Origin of the sequence: Agromyces aerolatus (assembly GCF_031432255.1) — a bacterium.
In the GTDB taxonomy this organism is placed as follows: Bacteria; Actinomycetota; Actinomycetes; order Actinomycetales; family Microbacteriaceae; genus Agromyces.
Map to the genome: position 1 here is coordinate 15,234 of NZ_JAVKGQ010000015.1, position 16,667 is coordinate 31,900.

Genomic DNA, 16,667 nt, shown 5'->3' on the forward strand with positions numbered 1-16,667 from the left:
CATGGGTAGCGCAACGAGGGAGGCCCTCGCGGGCACCCGCGCCGCGCTCGCCGGCATCGGCCGGGCCGAGCTCCGTGCCGCTGACGACCTGCTCGCCGCGGCCCGTGTGGTCGGCGCGACGCCGCAGCTGCGGACCGCGCTCACCGACGCCGAGGCCGACGTGGCGCAGAAGCGGGCACTCGTCGAGCAGGTGTTCGGCTCGCGCATCGCGCCCGAGGCGGTCACGCTGCTCGTGAGCGCGGCGTCGCAGCGCTGGTCGAGCGCCGGTGACTTCCTCGCCGGCCTCGAAGACCTCGGCATCCGGCTCGCGTCGATCGCCGCGGGCGACGGGGTCGCGCTGGACGCCCAGCTGTTCGACTTCGAACGCACCGTCGCCGGTGACGCGGAGCTCGAGCTCGCACTCGGCTCGAAGCTCGGCGCGGCCGACGCGAAGACGCAGCTGGTCGAGCGCCTGCTCGCGCCGAACGCGGCCGAGGCGACGATCGTGATCGTCCGGCATCTCGTGCAGCAGCCGCGAGGCCGCCGCATCGGGCAGATGCTTCGCGAGGCGGCCGCGATCGTGGCCGATCAGCGTGGCTTCGACGTGGCGACCATCACGACCGCCGTGCCGCTGACGAGCGACCAGCTCGCCCGCCTCGAACGTTCGCTCGCGGCGACGGCCGGGCGGAGCATCCGCTTCGACACCATCGTCGACCCGGCCGTCCTCGGCGGGGTGCGCATCCAGCTCGGCGACGACGTCATCGACGGCAGCGTCGCCACCCGCCTCAGCGATCTGAGGCTGCAGCTCGCCGGCTGACGCCGGCACCACCCGTCCGGCCCAGGCCCACCGCCACACGCCGCTCACAGACCGCAGCTGTACAAGTAGTACAGATTAGAGGCCCGGCCCTCACGAATAGGAAATAGCAATGGCAGAACTCACCATCAGCCCCGATGAGATCCGTTCGGCTCTCTCGGAGTTCGCCGCGGCCTACGAGCCTGGAGCGGCGCAGAAGACCGAGGTCGGGTACGTCACCGACGCGGCCGACGGCATCGCCCACGTCGAGGGACTGCCCTCGGTGATGGCGAACGAGCTCGTCCGGTTCGCGGACGGCACGCTCGGCCTCGCCCAGAACCTCGAGGAAGACGAGATCGGCGTCATCGTCCTCGGCGAGTTCACCGGCATCGAGGAGGGCATGGAGGTCACCCGCACGGGCGAGGTCCTCTCGGTCCCGGTCGGCGAGGGCTACCTCGGCCGCGTGGTCGACCCGCTCGGCACCCCGATCGACGGCCTCGGCGAGATCGCGACCGAGTCGGTCCGCGCGCTCGAGCTGCAGGCGCCGGGCGTCATGCAGCGCAAGTCGGTGCACGAGCCGCTGCAGACCGGCATCAAGGCGATCGACGCCATGATCCCCGTCGGCCGTGGGCAGCGTCAGCTCATCATCGGCGACCGCCAGACGGGCAAGACCGCGATCGCGATCGACACGATCATCAACCAGAAGGCGAACTGGGAGTCGGGCGACCCGACCAAGCAGGTCCGCTGCATCTACGTCGCGATCGGCCAGAAGGGCTCGACCATCGCCTCGGTGAAGGGTGCGCTCGAGGACGCCGGCGCGATGGAGTACACGACCATCGTCGCGGCCCCCGCCTCCGACCCCGCGGGCTTCAAGTACCTCGCGCCGTACACCGGCTCGGCCATCGGCCAGCACTGGATGTACGCCGGCAAGCACGTGCTGATCATCTTCGACGACCTGTCGAAGCAGGCCGAGGCCTACCGCGCCGTGTCGCTGCTGCTGCGCCGTCCGCCGGGACGCGAGGCGTACCCGGGTGACGTCTTCTACCTGCACTCGCGGCTCCTCGAGCGTTGCGCCAAGCTCTCCGACGAGCTGGGCGCCGGCTCGATGACGGGTCTGCCGATCATCGAGACGAAGGCCAACGACGTCTCGGCGTACATCCCGACCAACGTGATCTCGATCACCGACGGCCAGATCTTCCTCCAGTCCGATCTGTTCAACGCGAACCAGCGCCCCGCGGTCGACGTGGGCATCTCGGTCTCGCGAGTCGGCGGTGACGCGCAGGTCAAGTCGATCAAGAAGGTCTCGGGAACGCTCAAGCTCGAGCTCGCCCAGTACCGCTCGCTCGAGGCGTTCGCGATGTTCGCGTCCGACCTCGACGCCGCGAGCCGTCGTCAGCTCGCGCGCGGTGCACGTCTGACCGAGCTGCTCAAGCAGCCGCAGTACTCGCCGTACCCCGTGGAGGAGCAGGTCGTCTCGATCTGGGCCGGCACGAACGGCAAGCTCGACGAGGTTCCCGTCGAAGACATCCTGCGCTTCGAGCGCGAGCTGCTCGACTACCTCGGCCGGAACACCGACGTGCTCACGGTGCTGCGCGACACCAACGTGCTCGACGACGACACCGTCGCCAAGCTCGAGTCCGCCGTCGACACCTTCAAGCTCGAGTTCCAGACCGGCGACGGCAAGTCGCTCGCGTCGGTCGGCAAGGAGCAGTTCGAGGCCATCGCCGAAGAGGACGTCAACCAGGAGAAGATCGTCAAGGGTCGCCGCTAGGCGATCGCTGTCGAGACGTCCTCGGAAGCTACGGAAACAGGAGAGACATGGGAGCGCAACTTCGGGTCTACCGGCAGAAGATCAGGTCTGCCCAGACGACGAAGAAGATCACGAAGGCGATGGAGCTCATCGCCGCCTCGCGCATCCAGAAGGCGCAGGCACGTGTGGCCGCTTCGACGCCGTACTCGCGTGCGATCACGCGAGCGGTGTCGGCCGTGGCGACCTACTCGAACGTCGAGCACGTGCTGACGACGGAGCCCGAGAAGATCGAGCGCGCCGCCGTCGTGATCCTCACCTCCGACCGTGGCCTCGCCGGCGCGTTCAACTCGCAGGTGCTGCGTGAGGCGGAGGAGCTCTCCGAGCTCCTCCGCTCGCAGGGCAAGGAGGTCGTCTACTTCCTCGTCGGACGCAAGGCGGTCGGGTACTTCCAGTTCCGCCGTCGTGCATTCGAGCAGCAGTGGATCGGCAGCTCCGAGAACCCCGAGTTCGACCTCGCGAAGGAGATCTCCGACGCGGTGCTCGAGTCCTTCCTGCGTGATGCCGGCGACGGCGGGGTCGACGAGATCCACCTCGTGTACAACCGCTTCGTGAGCATGATGACGCAGGAGCCGTCCGTGGTCCGCCTGCTCCCGCTCGAGGTCGTCGAAGGGGTCGAAGAGCCCACCTCGACGGTGCAGCCGCTCTACGAGTTCGAGCCCGACGTCGAGACCGTGCTCGACGCCCTGCTGCCCGTGTATATCGAGAGCCGCATCTTCAACGCCCTCCTGCAGTCGGCTGCCGCCAAGCACGCGGCGACCCAGAAGGCGATGAAGTCGGCGAGCGACAACGCCGACAAGCTCATCACCGACTACACCCGCCTCGCGAACAACGCTCGCCAGGCCGAGATCACGCAACAGATCTCCGAGATCGTGGGCGGCGCGGACGCGCTCGTCGTCGCCAAGAAGTAATCCAGAAAAGAGAGAGCAGAATGACTGACATCGCAACTGCGACGGTCGCCGAGCAGGCCGCCGGCGCTGTCGGCCGGGTCGCCCGGGTCACGGGCCCCGTCGTCGACATCGAGTTCCCGCACGACTCGATCCCCGAGATCTACAACGCTCTCCAGACCGAGATCACCATCGGCGGCGAGACCACCAAGCTGACCCTCGAGGTCGCGCAGCACCTCGGCGACGACCTGGTGCGCGCCATCGCCCTGAAGCCGACCGACGGCCTCGTCCGCGGCCAGGAGGTCTCCGACACCGGCGCGCCGATCTCGGTGCCCGTCGGCGACGTCACCAAGGGCAAGGTCTTCAACGTCATCGGCGAGGTCCTGAACGGTGAGCCCGGCGAGACCATCGAGGTCACCGAGCGCTGGCCGATCCACCGCAAGCCCCCGGCCTTCGACCAGCTCGAGTCGAAGACGCAGCTCTTCGAGACCGGCATCAAGGTCATCGACCTGCTCACCCCGTACGTGCAGGGTGGCAAGATCGGCCTCTTCGGTGGTGCGGGCGTCGGCAAGACGGTCCTCATCCAGGAGATGATCCAGCGCGTCGCGCAGGACCACGGTGGTGTGTCGGTGTTCGCGGGCGTCGGCGAGCGCACGCGTGAGGGCAACGACCTCATCCACGAGATGGAAGAGGCGGGCGTCTTCGACAAGACCGCACTCGTCTTCGGCCAGATGGACGAGCCGCCCGGGACGCGTCTGCGCGTCGCGCTCTCGGCCCTGACCATGGCCGAGTACTTCCGTGACGTGCAGAAGCAGGACGTGCTCCTCTTCATCGACAACATCTTCCGGTTCACGCAGGCCGGTTCCGAGGTCTCGACGCTGCTCGGCCGTATGCCCTCCGCGGTCGGCTACCAGCCGAACCTCGCCGACGAGATGGGCATCCTCCAGGAGCGCATCACCTCGACGCGTGGTCACTCGATCACGTCGCTGCAGGCCATCTACGTCCCGGCCGACGACTACACCGACCCGGCGCCGGCGACCACGTTCGCGCACCTCGACGCGACCACCGAGCTCTCGCGTGAGATCGCGTCGAAGGGTCTGTACCCCGCGGTCGACCCGCTCAGCTCGACGAGCCGCATCATGGACCCCCGCTACCTGGGCGAGGACCACTACCGCGTCGCGACGGCCGTCAAGGCGATCCTGCAGAAGAACAAGGAGCTGCAGGAGATCATCGCGATCCTCGGTGTCGACGAGCTCTCCGAGGAAGACAAGATCACCGTCGCGCGCGCGCGTCGCATCCAGCAGTTCCTGTCGCAGAACACCTACATGGCGAAGAAGTTCACGGGCGTCGAGGGTTCGACCGTGCCGCTCAAGGACACCATCGAGTCGTTCGACGCGATCGTCCGCGGCGACTTCGACCACGTGGCCGAGCAGGCGTTCTTCAACGTCGGCCCGATCACCGACGTCGAAGAGAAGTGGGCGCAGATCCAGAAGGAGAACGGCTGAACATGGCCGCACTCAACGTGAGTGTCGTCTCGGCCGACCAGGAGGTCTGGTCGGGCGAGGCGACCATGGTGGTCGCTCGCACCGTCGAGGGTGAGATCGGTATCCTGCCGGGTCACGAGCCCATGCTCGCGATCCTCGCCGGCGGCGAGGTGCGCGTCACCCTGGCCGGCGGCGAGAAGCTCACCGCCAACGCGGAGGATGGTTTCCTTTCGGTGCAGTCGAACGCCGTGCAGGTCGTGGCGTCGCGGGCTGCCCTCGTCTGAGGAGGATCGCATGCCGGGGGAGCAGACGATCGACCGCCAGTTCGGTGACCTCACGGTCACCCAGCTCATCGTGATGGCGGGCTTGCCGGGGGCCGGCAAGTCCACCATCGGCGAGATCATGGGTGCGCGGCTCGGCGCGACCGTGATCTCGGTCGATCCGATCGAGTCCGCGATCCTGCGCGCCGGGATCGCGGCGGATCAGCCCACCGGCCTCGCGGCGTATCTCGTGGCTGAGGAGATCGCCCGGAAAGAGCTGCTCGCCGGCCGGACGGTCATCGTCGACGCGGTGAATGCGGGTGAGGCTGCGCGTCTGCAGTGGCGCGACCTGGCGAACGAGACCGAGGCGCGGCTGCGTGTCGTCGAGGTCGTCTGCTCCGACGAGGCGGTGCACCGCGAGCGGCTCGAGAAGCGCGAGCGTCGGCTGCCGCACCTCGAGGAGACCACCTGGCGCGCCGTCGAGCAGAGCCTCGAAGGGTACGCGCCCTGGATCGGGCCCTGCGCGGCCCTGCCGCGCGTCACCATCGACAGCGTCGGCACGCTCGGGGTCAACGTCGACGCGGCGCTCGCGTTCGTGGCCGCGTAGCCCCGGTCGTCCTGCGTGCGAGTCCTGCTCCCGCCGTCCGAGACGAAGCGCGACGGCGGCGCACCTGACGTGCTCGATGTCGGCGCGCTGTCGTTCCCATCGCTCGAACCCGTCCGCGACACCCTCGTCGACGACGTCGTCGCGCTGGCCGCGGACCCGCAGGCGACTATGCGCGCATTGAAGCTCGGCCCGCGGCAGGCCGGCGAGGTCGATCGCAACGCCGCGCTGCGCAACTCGCCCACCATGCCGGCGATCGATCGCTACACGGGCGTGCTGTACGACGCACTCGACGCCCCATCGCTCGATACGGCCGCACGACGTTTCGCGGGCCGCCACGTCGTCGTGCACTCGGCGCTGTTCGGACTCGTCGGCGCCCTCGACCCGATCCCGGCGTATCGGCTGTCGCACGATTCGCGCGTCCCCGGGGCGCGGCTGAAGGCGCGCTGGCGGGCACCGATCGCCGAGGTCCTCGCCGCGGGGGCCGGGCTGACGCTCGACCTCCGCTCGGAGGGCTACGCCGAGCTCGGACCGCTGCCCGACCACGACGATGCCGTGTTCGTGCGGGTCGTCAGTGAAGACGGCACGGGCCGCAGGCGCGCCCTGAACCACTTCAACAAGCAGGCGAAGGGGCGCTTCACCCGGGCCCTCCTCCAGGACCGGCCTGCGCTGTCGAGCATCGCCGAGCTCGTGGCCTGGGCCGGGTCTGCCGGATTCGTGATCGATGCCGGGACGGCGGCGACGCGCTCCGGGCGCGAGATCCAGCTCGTGGCCTGACCCGAAATCAGGGTCCCCCTAGGGCATCGGCCGGATGCGGCGCCCGGAAGCCGCCTCGTAGCGTCGGAAGCGTGGATCTTCTCCAGTTTTTGACGGACAGCGTCACCGCTCTCGCCGGCTCGCCCTGGATCTTCCTCCTGGTGTTCGTGGTCTGCGTCGTCGACGGATTCTTCCCCCCGGTGCCGAGCGAGACGATCGTGGTCGCGGCCGCAACGATCTCAGCGGCCACAGGCGCGCCACACCTCGTGCCGCTGATGGCGGCGGCAGCCGCCGGGGCGTTCGCGGGCGATGCCATCGCGTTCGCCATCGGCCGGTCGGTCGGCGTGACCCGGTTCGCGTGGATGCGGCGGCCACGCGTGCGTGCGATGTTCACGTGGGCGCGCCGAGGACTGGATCGTCGCGGCGCGATGGCGATCTTCGTCGCGCGGTACATCCCGATCGGCCGGATCGCAGTGAACATGTCGGCGGGGGCGACGGGATACCCCGCGCGGAGGTTCATCCCGATCTCGATCGCGGCAGGGATGACGTGGGCGGTGTACTCGTCGCTGTTCGGGCTCGTTGCGGGGAAGTGGCTGCACGAACAACCCCTGCTCGCCGCGGTGCTGGCCGTGGTCGCGGCGTCGGTGATCGGGATCGGCGTCGATCTCGTCGTGCGGCGCGTGCTCGATCGCGAGCCGAGCGGTGACCGTCCGTCCGCGGTCACCACGGCCGGTCAGGTGTGAGGGGTCAGCCGGTTGCGGCGCGCTCGGCTCGGAAGCAGCCGGTGAGATGGTCGTCGACCATGCCGCACGCCTGTATGAGCGCGTACATGGTCGTCGGGCCGACGAACCGGAAGCCCCGACGGCGAAGCTCGGTGCTCATGGCGGTCGACTCGTCGGTCACCGCCGGCACCTGGGCGAACGAGGTCGGCCGAGGTCGGCCCGGGTCGGGCGCGAAGCTCCACAGCAGGTCGGCCAGTGGGACGTCGAGTTCGAGCGTCGCGCGCGCGTTCTGGATCGTCGCCTCGATCTTGCCGCGGTGCCGGATGATGCGGCGGTCACCGAGGAGCCGCTCGACGTCGAGTTCGGTCATCGCGGCGACGCGTTTCGCCTCGAAGCCGTAGAACACCTCGCGGAAGGCGGGGCGTCTGCGGAGGATCGTGATCCACGACAGACCGGCCTGGAACCCCTCGAGACAGAGCTTCTCGAAGAGACGCACGGGGTCGTGTTGCGGCGTGCCCCACTCTTCATCGTGGTAGCGGCGGTACTCTGGGTCCGCAGCGCCCCATCCGCATCGGGTCAAGCCATCCTCGCCGAGCACGAGCTCGGGTCTCGGGATGACACTCACGCGGCGAAGCCGATGTGCTCGTGCTGGAGCAGCCAGAGCTTCGTCGGGACCCCTTCGCCGCCCGAATAGCCGGTGACGCGACCGTCGGATCCGAGGACGCGATGGCAGCCGACGATGATCGGCACCGGGTTGGCGCCGACGGCGCGCCCGATCGCGCGCGATGAACCGTGCTGGCCGATCGCGGCCGCGAGCGCGCCGTAGGACACCGCCTCGCCCCAGCCCAGCCGCCCCAGCTCGACCCAGACGGCTCGCTGGAACGGCGTGCCGTGCACGCGGACGGGAATGTTGAAGACGTTGCGCTCGCTCGCGAAGTACTCGCCCAGCTGTGCCGCGGCGTCGTCGAGCAGGAGATCGGATCGTAGCGGTTCGCCATCGTGGGGGAGCGCGCCACCGCGTTCGATGTGCAGCGCGGTGACGGCCTCGCCGTTGCCGATGATCTCAAGGCGGCCGATCGGGCTGTCGATACGGGTCAGGAACAGGTCGCTCATGTGGATGAGCGTAGTCGCGCCCGCGGCCAAGGTCGCGCGGAAATCGGACCTGTGCACGAAGACGTTCCGGCCGGCCGCCGCCTGTGGAGGATCTGCGCGGACGTGTCCTCCCCAGCAGGCCGTCCTCCGGCCGGATTCCACGGCCGGCACCCGGAAGCGGATCGACGAGGCCCTGCCCGGCGAGACTCGCGGCATGAACTCTCCCATCCGCATCGCCTCAGCGCAGGACCTGCTCGCGCTGACGCCCGTGCTCGCCGGGTACCGGCCCGAACGCTCGCTCGTCTGTCTCGCCTTCCGCGAGGATCGCGTCGCGGGTGTGCTCCGATACGACCTGCCCACGGCCATACCCGAGCGCGAGCCGCTCGTCAGCGCGGCGATCGGCGTGCTGTGCCGCATCCCCGACATCGAAGGCCTCGTGGTCGTGACCTATTCCGACGCGAGATTCCGGTCGCGCGCCGCCGCCGGCGAGCGCGCGCTCCTGCGGCTCCTGATGCGGCAGGCGCGACAGGCCGGGTTCGCGACCAGGGACGCGATCCGCGTGGCGTGCGACGCGTGGGGCTCGCTCCTCGATCCGGAGACCCCCGCCGACGGCCACCCGCTCGAGCTCATCGAGTCGAGCTCGGTGCTCCAGCACCCGTCGATCGCCGGCCGTGCGCCGGGGGCCATCGACGACGGGACCGCCCTGCCGCAGATCGCCGACGCCGAGGTCGAGCTCGTTCGCACGGCGCTGCGCGAGCTCGAGGCCGAGTACGGCGCAGCCGCCGGCGCCGAAGGCGCGCGCTCGCGTTCCTGGCCCGAACACGAGGCTGAGCTCCGTACGGCGCAGCCCGTCGATCTCGTCGAATCGCTGCTCGCGCGGACACCCGCGACTCCGCCGACGGACGACGACGTGGTGCGGCTCGCCTGGTTCGCGCGGCTCGCGGCGGTGCCCGTGAGCCGCGACGCCATGATGCTGCAGATCGCGTTCGGGCCCCGGGTGGGGCGCACCGCGCTCGCCGATGTCCCCGAGCCGGTCGGCGGCGCGCATCTCGCACTCGGCCGGATGCTCCTCGGCGAGACGTGCGAGCGACCCGACGACGAGCGGGTGCGGCGGGGCCGCGAGGTGCTCCTCAGGACCGCCGCGTCCGCACCGCCACGTGAACGTGCCGGCCTGCTCTGCATGGCCTCGTGGCTGGTCTGGGCCACGGGGCGCGGCACCGCCGCGTCGACGCTGCTCGACGCGAGCCTCGCCGCCGACCCCGGCCACGCGATGGCGCAGCTGCTGCATCGCTACTTCGCCACGGGCGCGCTCCCCGAGTGGCTGTTCGAGCGACGGAGCGCTCGTGCGGATGCTCAGAGGGAAGCACCGGCCACTCCGGGCGAGCCGACCACATCGCACACTCCGAGCGAGCCGGGAGCGCCGGACCCGCTGGCGCCGATGCACCCGGTCAGTGGCCGACGAACGGCCCGATGAGTCGCGCGATCCGGGAACCCCGGCCGGTGAGGCGCTCCTCGACGTCGGCGAGCTGCATCCCGGTGATCCCGAGGTTCGCACCGACGAAGCGCAACGGCTCGGGCTCCCAGAGCGGGGATCGATGATTCGCCCATGGCAGGCGCGTGAGCTCGCTGTCGCGGCCGAGCATGAGGTCGGTCAGCGTGCGCCCCGCGAGGTTGGTCGTCGAGAGGCCGTCGCCGACGTAGCCGCCCGCGAGCCCCACGCCGGTCCTCGGGTTGTAGCTCGCGGTCGCATGCCAGTCGCGCGCGACGCCGAGCGGGCCGCCCCAGCGATGGGTCACGCGCGCGTCGCCGACCGCCGGGAAGAGCTCGCCCAGGGTCGCGCGCAGATGCGCGAACACCCGGTCGTCCCGTTCGAACGCGCGCGAGACCGCGCTGCCCCAGTGATAGCGGGCCCCGCGACCACCGAACGCGATCCGGTCGTCGTGGGTGCGCTGGCCGTACACGAGCAGGTGGCGGTAGTCGCTGAACGTCTGGCCGTGTGCCAGGCCGATCTCGTCCCAGACCTCCCCGGGCAGGGGCTCGGTCGCGATCATGAGCGAGTAGATCGGCAGGATCCTGCGCCGGACCCGCGGAAGCCGGGGGCCGTACCCCTCGGTCGCGATGATGATGCGCCGAGCCGACACGGTGCCCTCGAAGCCGTCGTCAACCGAGCGGAAGCGCACTCGGCCGGCCGACCAGTCGAGCACCTCGGTGCGCTCGAACAGGCTGACGCCGAGCGTCTCGACGACCTCGGCGAGACCGCGTGCGAGCTTGGCCGGGTGCACCCGCGCACACGCCGGGTCGACGACCGCGGTCGGTGCGCCTTCGTCGGCACCCGCGACCCCGTAGCGGGCCGCGACCGTGGATGCGTCGATCGGTTCGAGGGCGTCGACGCCGAACTCGCGCGCCTCCGTCACGTCGGCCACAGCGGCACGGCGCTGGGCGGCGGTCCGTGCGAAGAGCACGGTGCCGCCCCGCGAGAAGTCGCAGTCGATGCCCTCGGCGGCGGCGACCCGGCCGACCTCGTCGACGGTGTCGACCATGGCCCGCCGCATCGCGATCGCGGCCTCGCGGCCGTGCGTGCGCTCGAGCGACGCGGCGGACCGCGGGAACAGGGCCGAGCACCACCCGCCGTTCCGCCCGGACGCGCCGAACCCGGCGATCTCTCGCTCGAGCACGGCGATGCGGAGGCCCGGTTCGGCCTTGGCCAGCGAGTAGGCGGTCCAGAGTGCGGTCAGGCCGCCGCCGACGAGCGCCACGTCGAAGGTCGCGTCCGCGGTCAGCGACGGCCGCGGTCGCAGCGCGTCGCGACCCGAGACGACGAGGTCCTCGAGCCAGAAGCTCGCGCGACGATACGCGTCCGGGGTGCCGTCGGTCACGAACCCACGAGCGCGCGCCACCTCAGAGCCGGTTCGAGGCTTCGGTGAGCACACCGCGGAGGATCTGCTCGATCTCCTGGAACTCGGCCGGGCCGATCGTCAGCGGCGGTGCGAGCTGGATCACGGGGTCGCCCCGGTCGTCGGCGCGGCAGTACAGGCCGGCGTCGAACAGCGCCTTCGACAGGAACCCGCGGAGCAGCCGCTCCGACTCGTCGTCGTCGAACGTCTCGCGCGTCGCCTTGTCCTTCACGAGCTCGATGCCGAAGAAGTACCCGGCACCGCGCACGTCACCGACGATCGGGAGGTCGAGCAGCTTCTCGAGCTCGGCGCGGAACAGCGGCGAGTTCTCGCGCACGCGTTCGTTCAGGCCCTCCTCCTCGAAGATGTCGAGGTTCTCGAGGGCGACCGCGGCCGAGACGGGGTGGCCGCCGAACGTGTACCCGTGGGAGAAGCTCGTGGTGCCCTTCGAGAAGGGCTCGTAGAGTCTGTCCGAGACGATCGTCGCGCCGATCGGGGAGTAGCCCGAGGTCATCGCCTTCGCGCACGTGATCATGTCGGGCTGGTAGCCGAACGCGTCCGCCGCGAACATGTGACCGATGCGCCCGAACGCGCAGATGACCTCGTCCGAGACCAGCAGCACGTCGTACCTGTCGCAGATCTCGCGCACGCGCTGGAAGTAGCCGGGGGGAGGGGGGAAGCATCCGCCCGAGTTCTGCACCGGCTCGAGGAAGACCGCAGCGACCGTCTCGGGGCCCTCGAACAGGATCATCTCCTCGATCCGGTCGGCCGCCCAGCGGCCGAACGTCTCGAGGTCGTCGGCCGGCGCGCCCATGTCGGCCGCGCGGTAGAAGTTCGTGTTCGGCACCCGGAACCCGCCAGGGGTCACCGGTTCGAACATCTCCTTCATGGCGGGGATGCCGGTGATCGCGAGCGCTCCCTGCGGCGTGCCGTGGTACGCGACCGCTCGTGAGATCACCTTGTGCTTGGTGGGCCGGCCCTGCAGCTTCCAGTAGTACTTCGCGAGCTTGAACGCGGTCTCGACCGCCTCGCCGCCGCCGGTCGAGAAGAAGACGTGGTTGAGGTCGCCCGGCGCGTACTCGGCGAGCCGGTCGGCGAGCTGGATCGCCGAGGGGTGCGCATACGACCAGATCGGGAAGAACGCGAGCTGCTCGGCCTGCCGCGCCGCGGCCTCGGCCAGCCGCTTGCGGCCGTGCCCCGCGTTGACGACGAACAGGCCGGACAGGCCGTCGAAGTACTTCCGCCCCTCGACGTCGTAGATGTGGTGCCCTTCGCCCCTGGTGATGATCGGCACGCCGCTCTCCATCGTGGACTGTCGCGCGAAGTGCATCCAGAGGTGGTCCTTGGCCTGCTGCTGCAGCAGCGCGCTGTCGTAGACCTGATCGGTGATGGTCATCTTCTTCCCTTCGACCGGCCCGCGCTCACCGCGTGCCCCAGTTGTAGAACTGCTTCTGCAGCTTCAGGTAGACGAACGTCTCGGTCGTCTGGACGCCGTCCAGACTCCGGATCTCGGCATTGAGGAGGGAGATCAGCTGATCGTCGTTCTCGCACACGACCTCGGCGAGCACGTCGAAGCTGCCTGCGGTCAGCACGACGTAGTCGATCTCGGGGATCTCGGCGAGCTGTTCGGCGAGCCGGCGTGTGTCACCCGACGCGCGGATGCCGATCATGGCCTGGCGGGTGAAGCCGAGCTGCATGGGATCGGTCACGGCGACGATCTGCATGACGCCGGACTCCGTGAGCCGCTGGACGCGCTGGCGCACCGCCGCCTCCGAGAGGCCGACCGCCTTGCCGATGTCGGCGTAGGACCGTCGGCCGTCGGCCTGCAGCTGCTCGATGATCGCCTTCGACACATCGTCGAGGAGCGCTGGCCGCGCCGGCGTTCGCCCGGTGGTCGTCATGCGCCCGATTCTCGCAGCGAAGATCGGCGATCGCAAGGGAATCAGTTGTCGCGGGTCGGTTTCGCAACGAAATCCACGTCGTTCCTCGATTCGGGCGACGGATGCCTCTAGCATGGGCGCGGCGTCGGTCGGCGCCGCCGACCTCGTCACCGCGGCGGGGTGCCCGCACGAGGAGAGCTCTACATGACCACCCCCACCCTTCGTAACGTGATCGACGGTGCGTCGGTCGACGCCCGCGGCGACGAGGCGATCGAGCTCATCGATCCCGCGACCGAGGAGGTCTACGGGGCCGCGCCGATCTCGAACGCCGCCGACGTCGACGCCGCGTTCCGCAGTGCGGCCGGCGCGTTCGAACGCTGGGGCCGGACGACGCCGGCCGAGCGCCAGCTCGCGATGTTCCGGCTCGCCGAGGCCGTCGCCCGGCACGCCGAGGAGTTCGCCGATCTGGAGTCCCAGGACACGGGGAAGCCGCGCGCGACCCTCGTCGCCGACGAGATCGACCAGTCCGTCGACCAGCTGCGGTTCTTCGCGGGCGCGGCCCGCAACCTGGAGGGCCTCGCCGCCGCCGAGTACCTCGCCGGGCACACCTCCTACGTCCGTCGCGAGCCGATCGGCGTCATCGGTCAGGTCACCCCGTGGAACTATCCGCTCAACATGGCGGTGTGGAAGATCGCCCCGGCGATCGCCGCGGGCAACACGGTCGTCCTGAAGCCCGCCGAGTCGACGCCGCTCTCCACGCTGAAGCTCGCGGAGGTCGCCGCCGAGGTGCTGCCCCCCGGCGTGCTCAACGTCGTCACGGGCGATCGCAGCACGGGCAGCGCGCTGCTCGGGCATGCGACGCCGCAGATGGTCGCCATCACGGGTTCGGTCCGGGCCGGCATGGAGGTCGCGCGCGCCGCCGCCGCCGACCTCAAGCGCGTGCACCTCGAGCTCGGCGGCAAGGCTCCCGCGGTCGTCTTCGACGACGTGGACGCCGAGCGCGCGGCGGAGGGCATCGTCACCGCGGCCTACTTCAACGCCGGCCAGGACTGCACGGCGGCGACCCGGGTGCTGGTCCACGAGCGCGCGCACGACGCGCTCGTCTCGGCGCTGACCGCGCGGATCCGCAGCCACGCGCAGGCAGCAGGACCGCGCGATCCCGGCGCCTTCTTCGGGCCGCTGAACAACGCCGATCAGCTGACGCGGGTCGCGGGGTTCATCGACCGGCTGCCCGACCACGCCGAGGTCGTCGCGGGCGGAGCCCGGCAGGGCGACCGCGGGTACTTCTACCCGGCCACGGTGGTCACGGGTGTCCGCCAGGACGACGAGATCGTCCAGTCCGAGGTCTTCGGCCCGGTGCTCACCGTGCAGCCGTTCCGTGAGGAGGGCGAGGCCGTCGCGATGGCGAACGGCGTGAACTACGCGCTCGCCGCGTCCGTGTGGACGAAGGACCACGCTCGGGCCATGCGCTTCGCGCGTGACCTCGACTTCGGGTGCGTCTGGATCAACACCCACATCCCGTTCGTGTCGGACATGCCGCACGGCGGGTTCAAGCACTCCGGGTACGGCAAGGACCTCTCGATGTACGGATTCGAGGACTACACGCGCATCAAGCACGTGATGAGCGCGCTCGACGGCTGAGCCGGGTGGCCCGCGTCGCCACGGGGGCGCTTCGGTGTAAGACTGGTCGGCATGGTCCCGGGCGAGGTGCGCGCGGTGCGCGACGCGGGTGCACCCGAGTGGGTGGTCGCCCTCGCCGGGCGGTTCCTGCTCGCGCTGCCGTCGAGTGCCGACGCCGAGGCGACCGTCGGCGCTGTGACCGGCTGGGCGGCCTCGGGTGAGCCAGATGGGGAGCTCGAGCAGCTGATCGCGCGCATCCCGCTCGGCGAAGGCGGCGCGGCCGGGTTCGCGCTCGTGTGGTGGCCGCCGGGTGCCGCGCGGCTCACCGCGGTCGTGCGCGGCAGCGGTGCCGTCGACCTGATGACGACGGACGGGCCTCGCCGGCTCGAGGCCGGAGGCATCCGGCCATGGCACCTCGCCGAGTTCCGTGACGTGCTCGGCGTCCGCATCGGGCCCGCGATCGCCGACGGCGTCGCGTGGGCGGATGTCTCGGACTGGCCGGGTCCCGCGGGTCACCCGGGTGCCTCGCCCCGCGTGACGAGCATCGAATGGCGCTCGACGTCCGCGGCACCGGCGACCGAGCCGATCGCCACCCAGGCGGCCGCCGGCGCGCCCGATGGCGATGACTCGGGCGACGCGCCGGAGGCGGGGGCCGCGTCGCGGGCCGCCTGGTTCCGCATGCCCGGCGGCGAGGCGCGCGACGTGGCCGGCGTCGTGCTCATCGGACGCCGTCCCGCGCCGCCGCGCATCGCGAACGACCCGCTGGAGCTCGTCCGCGTCGACCCCTCGGCCGTGGCCGTGTCCGCGACCCATCTCGAGCTGCGGCGTGCGGGTGCGCGGATCGTCGCGACGGACCTGCACTCGACCAATGGGACGATCGTGCGAACCCCTGCGGGCGCGCGCCGGATGCGCGCGGGCGAGTCGATCGTGGTCGCGGCGGGCGCGGTGCTCGAGCTCGGAGGGGATACGATCGTCGAGATCCTCCCGCCCCCGCAGGATCACGCGCACCCCGACAGGCAGGTCCCCGAGTGACGCAGATCGGCAACGGTAACACCAGGTTCCGGGCGACGCTGCCCGCGGGAACCGAGATCCGCCTCTCCTGGGCGGCGATGACGCACACGGGGCTGCGTCGGGAGGCGAACGAGGACAGCTTCGTCGCGCAGCCGCCCGTGTTCGCCGTGGCCGACGGCATGGGCGGGCACGCCGCGGGGGACTTCGCGAGCGCGGCGGTCGTGACCCGGCTCGCCGAGTACGGCGGGCGCGACATCGTCGGCACACCCGAGCTGGATCGTGCCCTGCGCATGGCGGTGCAGGACATGGGTCGCAGCGAGGGCGTCACCGACGAGGGCAGCGGCACGACGGTCACGGGGGCCGCCCTCGGCGAGATCTCCGGCGCGCCGGCCTGGCTCGTGTTCAACATCGGCGACTCGCGCGTGTACCGGCTCGTCGGCGGCGTCCTCGAGCAGCTGACCGTCGACCACTCGGTGGTCCAGGAGCTCGTCGATGCGGGGCAGATCACGCGCGAGGAGGCGGACACGCATCCGCACTCGAACGTGATCACGAGGGCGGTCGGGTTCCATGAGGCGCCTGTGCCCGACTACCGCGCGATCGCCGTCGAACCCGGCATGCGCCTCCTCATCTGCTCCGACGGCCTGACGAAGGAGCTCACGGCGTACGGGATCCGCCATTTCCTGCTCGCCAACCCGAAGAGCGAGCCCGCGGCCAGGTCGCTCCTCGACGCCGCGCTCGGCAACGGCGGCCGGGACAACATCACGGTCATCGTGGTCGACGTGCACGACGTCGTCGCCGACTGAAACTGAATCGTTCTCACTGACGCGGCAGGCGTCTCTAGAATGTGGGGACCGGGCCGCGGCCGGCGATGGGGCCGA

General features: G+C 70.5%; 17 protein-coding genes. 12 read left to right on the forward strand and 5 right to left on the reverse strand.

The window, feature by feature from the left end; all coding sequences use genetic code 11:
* Position 1 precedes the first annotated feature (1 nt).
* The 8 genes from RH864_RS15715 (at position 2) to RH864_RS15750 (ending at position 7,313) form a co-directional block, all read left to right on the forward strand.
* Positions 2–796, forward strand: a complete 795-nt coding sequence (locus tag RH864_RS15715; protein WP_310518514.1) for a F0F1 ATP synthase subunit delta — start codon at positions 2–4, stop codon at positions 794–796.
* Positions 797–905: 109 nt separating this feature from the next.
* Complete coding sequence (gene atpA, locus RH864_RS15720; RefSeq protein ID WP_310518515.1) at positions 906–2,543, forward strand: F0F1 ATP synthase subunit alpha; 1,638 nt, start codon at positions 906–908, stop codon at positions 2,541–2,543.
* A 47-nt stretch (positions 2,544–2,590) separates the two neighbouring features.
* Positions 2,591–3,490 (forward strand): F0F1 ATP synthase subunit gamma, encoded by a 900-nt coding sequence (locus RH864_RS15725; RefSeq protein WP_310518516.1) that lies wholly within the window; start codon positions 2,591–2,593, stop codon positions 3,488–3,490.
* Positions 3,491–3,510: 20 nt separating this feature from the next.
* The gene (gene atpD, locus RH864_RS15730; protein ID WP_310518517.1) at positions 3,511–4,971 is read left to right on the forward strand and encodes a F0F1 ATP synthase subunit beta; all 1,461 of its coding nucleotides are present in this window, start codon (positions 3,511–3,513) and stop codon (positions 4,969–4,971) included.
* Between the two features lie 2 nt (positions 4,972–4,973).
* Positions 4,974–5,234, forward strand: coding sequence for a F0F1 ATP synthase subunit epsilon (locus tag RH864_RS15735; RefSeq protein ID WP_310518518.1), 261 nt, complete (start codon positions 4,974–4,976; stop codon positions 5,232–5,234).
* A gap of 10 nt (positions 5,235–5,244) precedes the next feature.
* Positions 5,245–5,817 (forward strand): AAA family ATPase, encoded by a 573-nt coding sequence (locus tag RH864_RS15740; RefSeq protein WP_310518519.1) that lies wholly within the window; start codon positions 5,245–5,247, stop codon positions 5,815–5,817.
* A 15-nt stretch (positions 5,818–5,832) separates the two neighbouring features.
* The gene (locus tag RH864_RS15745; protein ID WP_310518520.1) at positions 5,833–6,591 is read left to right on the forward strand and encodes a YaaA family protein; all 759 of its coding nucleotides are present in this window, start codon (positions 5,833–5,835) and stop codon (positions 6,589–6,591) included.
* A gap of 71 nt (positions 6,592–6,662) precedes the next feature.
* The gene (locus RH864_RS15750) at positions 6,663–7,313 is read left to right on the forward strand and encodes a DedA family protein (protein ID WP_310518521.1); all 651 of its coding nucleotides are present in this window, start codon (positions 6,663–6,665) and stop codon (positions 7,311–7,313) included.
* A 4-nt stretch (positions 7,314–7,317) separates the two neighbouring features.
* On the opposite strand, the gene RH864_RS15755 is transcribed toward RH864_RS15750, so the two are convergent.
* A complete protein-coding gene (locus RH864_RS15755) occupies positions 7,318–7,917 on the reverse strand; it encodes a DNA-3-methyladenine glycosylase I (RefSeq protein ID WP_449224135.1) in 600 nt (199 codons plus the stop codon).
* A complete protein-coding gene (locus RH864_RS15760) occupies positions 7,914–8,405 on the reverse strand; it encodes a methylated-DNA--[protein]-cysteine S-methyltransferase (protein ID WP_310518522.1) in 492 nt (163 codons plus the stop codon). The genes RH864_RS15755 and RH864_RS15760 overlap by 4 nt, the downstream gene beginning before the upstream one ends.
* 193 nt (positions 8,406–8,598) lie before the next feature.
* Between RH864_RS15760 and RH864_RS15765 the strand changes: the two genes are divergently transcribed.
* Entirely contained in the window at positions 8,599–9,858 is a 1,260-nt protein-coding gene (locus tag RH864_RS15765) for a DUF4192 family protein (protein ID WP_310518523.1), read from the forward strand.
* On the opposite strand, the gene RH864_RS15770 is transcribed toward RH864_RS15765, so the two are convergent.
* Genes RH864_RS15770 through RH864_RS15780 form a run of 3 tightly spaced genes read right to left on the reverse strand, consistent with a single transcriptional unit; the run spans position 9,833 to position 13,179 of the window.
* Positions 9,833–11,260: an NAD(P)/FAD-dependent oxidoreductase gene (locus RH864_RS15770; protein ID WP_310518524.1), complete on the reverse strand. Its 1,428-nt coding sequence runs from the start codon at positions 11,258–11,260 to the stop codon at positions 9,833–9,835. The two genes, RH864_RS15765 and RH864_RS15770, sit on opposite strands and share 26 nt — an antisense overlap.
* Before the next feature lie 22 nt (positions 11,261–11,282).
* The gene (locus tag RH864_RS15775; RefSeq protein ID WP_310518525.1) at positions 11,283–12,674 is read right to left on the reverse strand and encodes an aspartate aminotransferase family protein; all 1,392 of its coding nucleotides are present in this window, start codon (positions 12,672–12,674) and stop codon (positions 11,283–11,285) included.
* 25 nt (positions 12,675–12,699) lie between these two features.
* Positions 12,700–13,179: an Lrp/AsnC family transcriptional regulator gene (locus RH864_RS15780; RefSeq protein WP_310518526.1), complete on the reverse strand. Its 480-nt coding sequence runs from the start codon at positions 13,177–13,179 to the stop codon at positions 12,700–12,702.
* Between the two features lie 183 nt (positions 13,180–13,362).
* On the opposite strand from RH864_RS15780, the gene RH864_RS15785 reads away from it, so the two are divergent.
* From RH864_RS15785 to RH864_RS15795, 3 genes are read left to right on the forward strand one after another with little or no spacing between them, the layout of a single operon-like run.
* Positions 13,363–14,799 carry an aminobutyraldehyde dehydrogenase gene (locus RH864_RS15785; RefSeq protein WP_310518527.1) on the forward strand — a complete coding sequence of 479 codons (1,437 nt, stop codon included), beginning with the start codon at positions 13,363–13,365 and terminating at the stop codon, positions 14,797–14,799.
* 51 nt (positions 14,800–14,850) lie between these two features.
* Positions 14,851–15,810, forward strand: a complete 960-nt coding sequence (locus RH864_RS15790) for an FHA domain-containing protein (protein WP_310518528.1) — start codon at positions 14,851–14,853, stop codon at positions 15,808–15,810.
* On the forward strand, positions 15,807–16,592 hold the full coding sequence (locus RH864_RS15795; protein ID WP_310518529.1) for a PP2C family protein-serine/threonine phosphatase: 786 nt from the start codon (positions 15,807–15,809) through the stop codon (positions 16,590–16,592). The genes RH864_RS15790 and RH864_RS15795 overlap by 4 nt, the downstream gene beginning before the upstream one ends.
* The last annotated feature ends 75 nt before the right edge of the window (positions 16,593–16,667 follow it).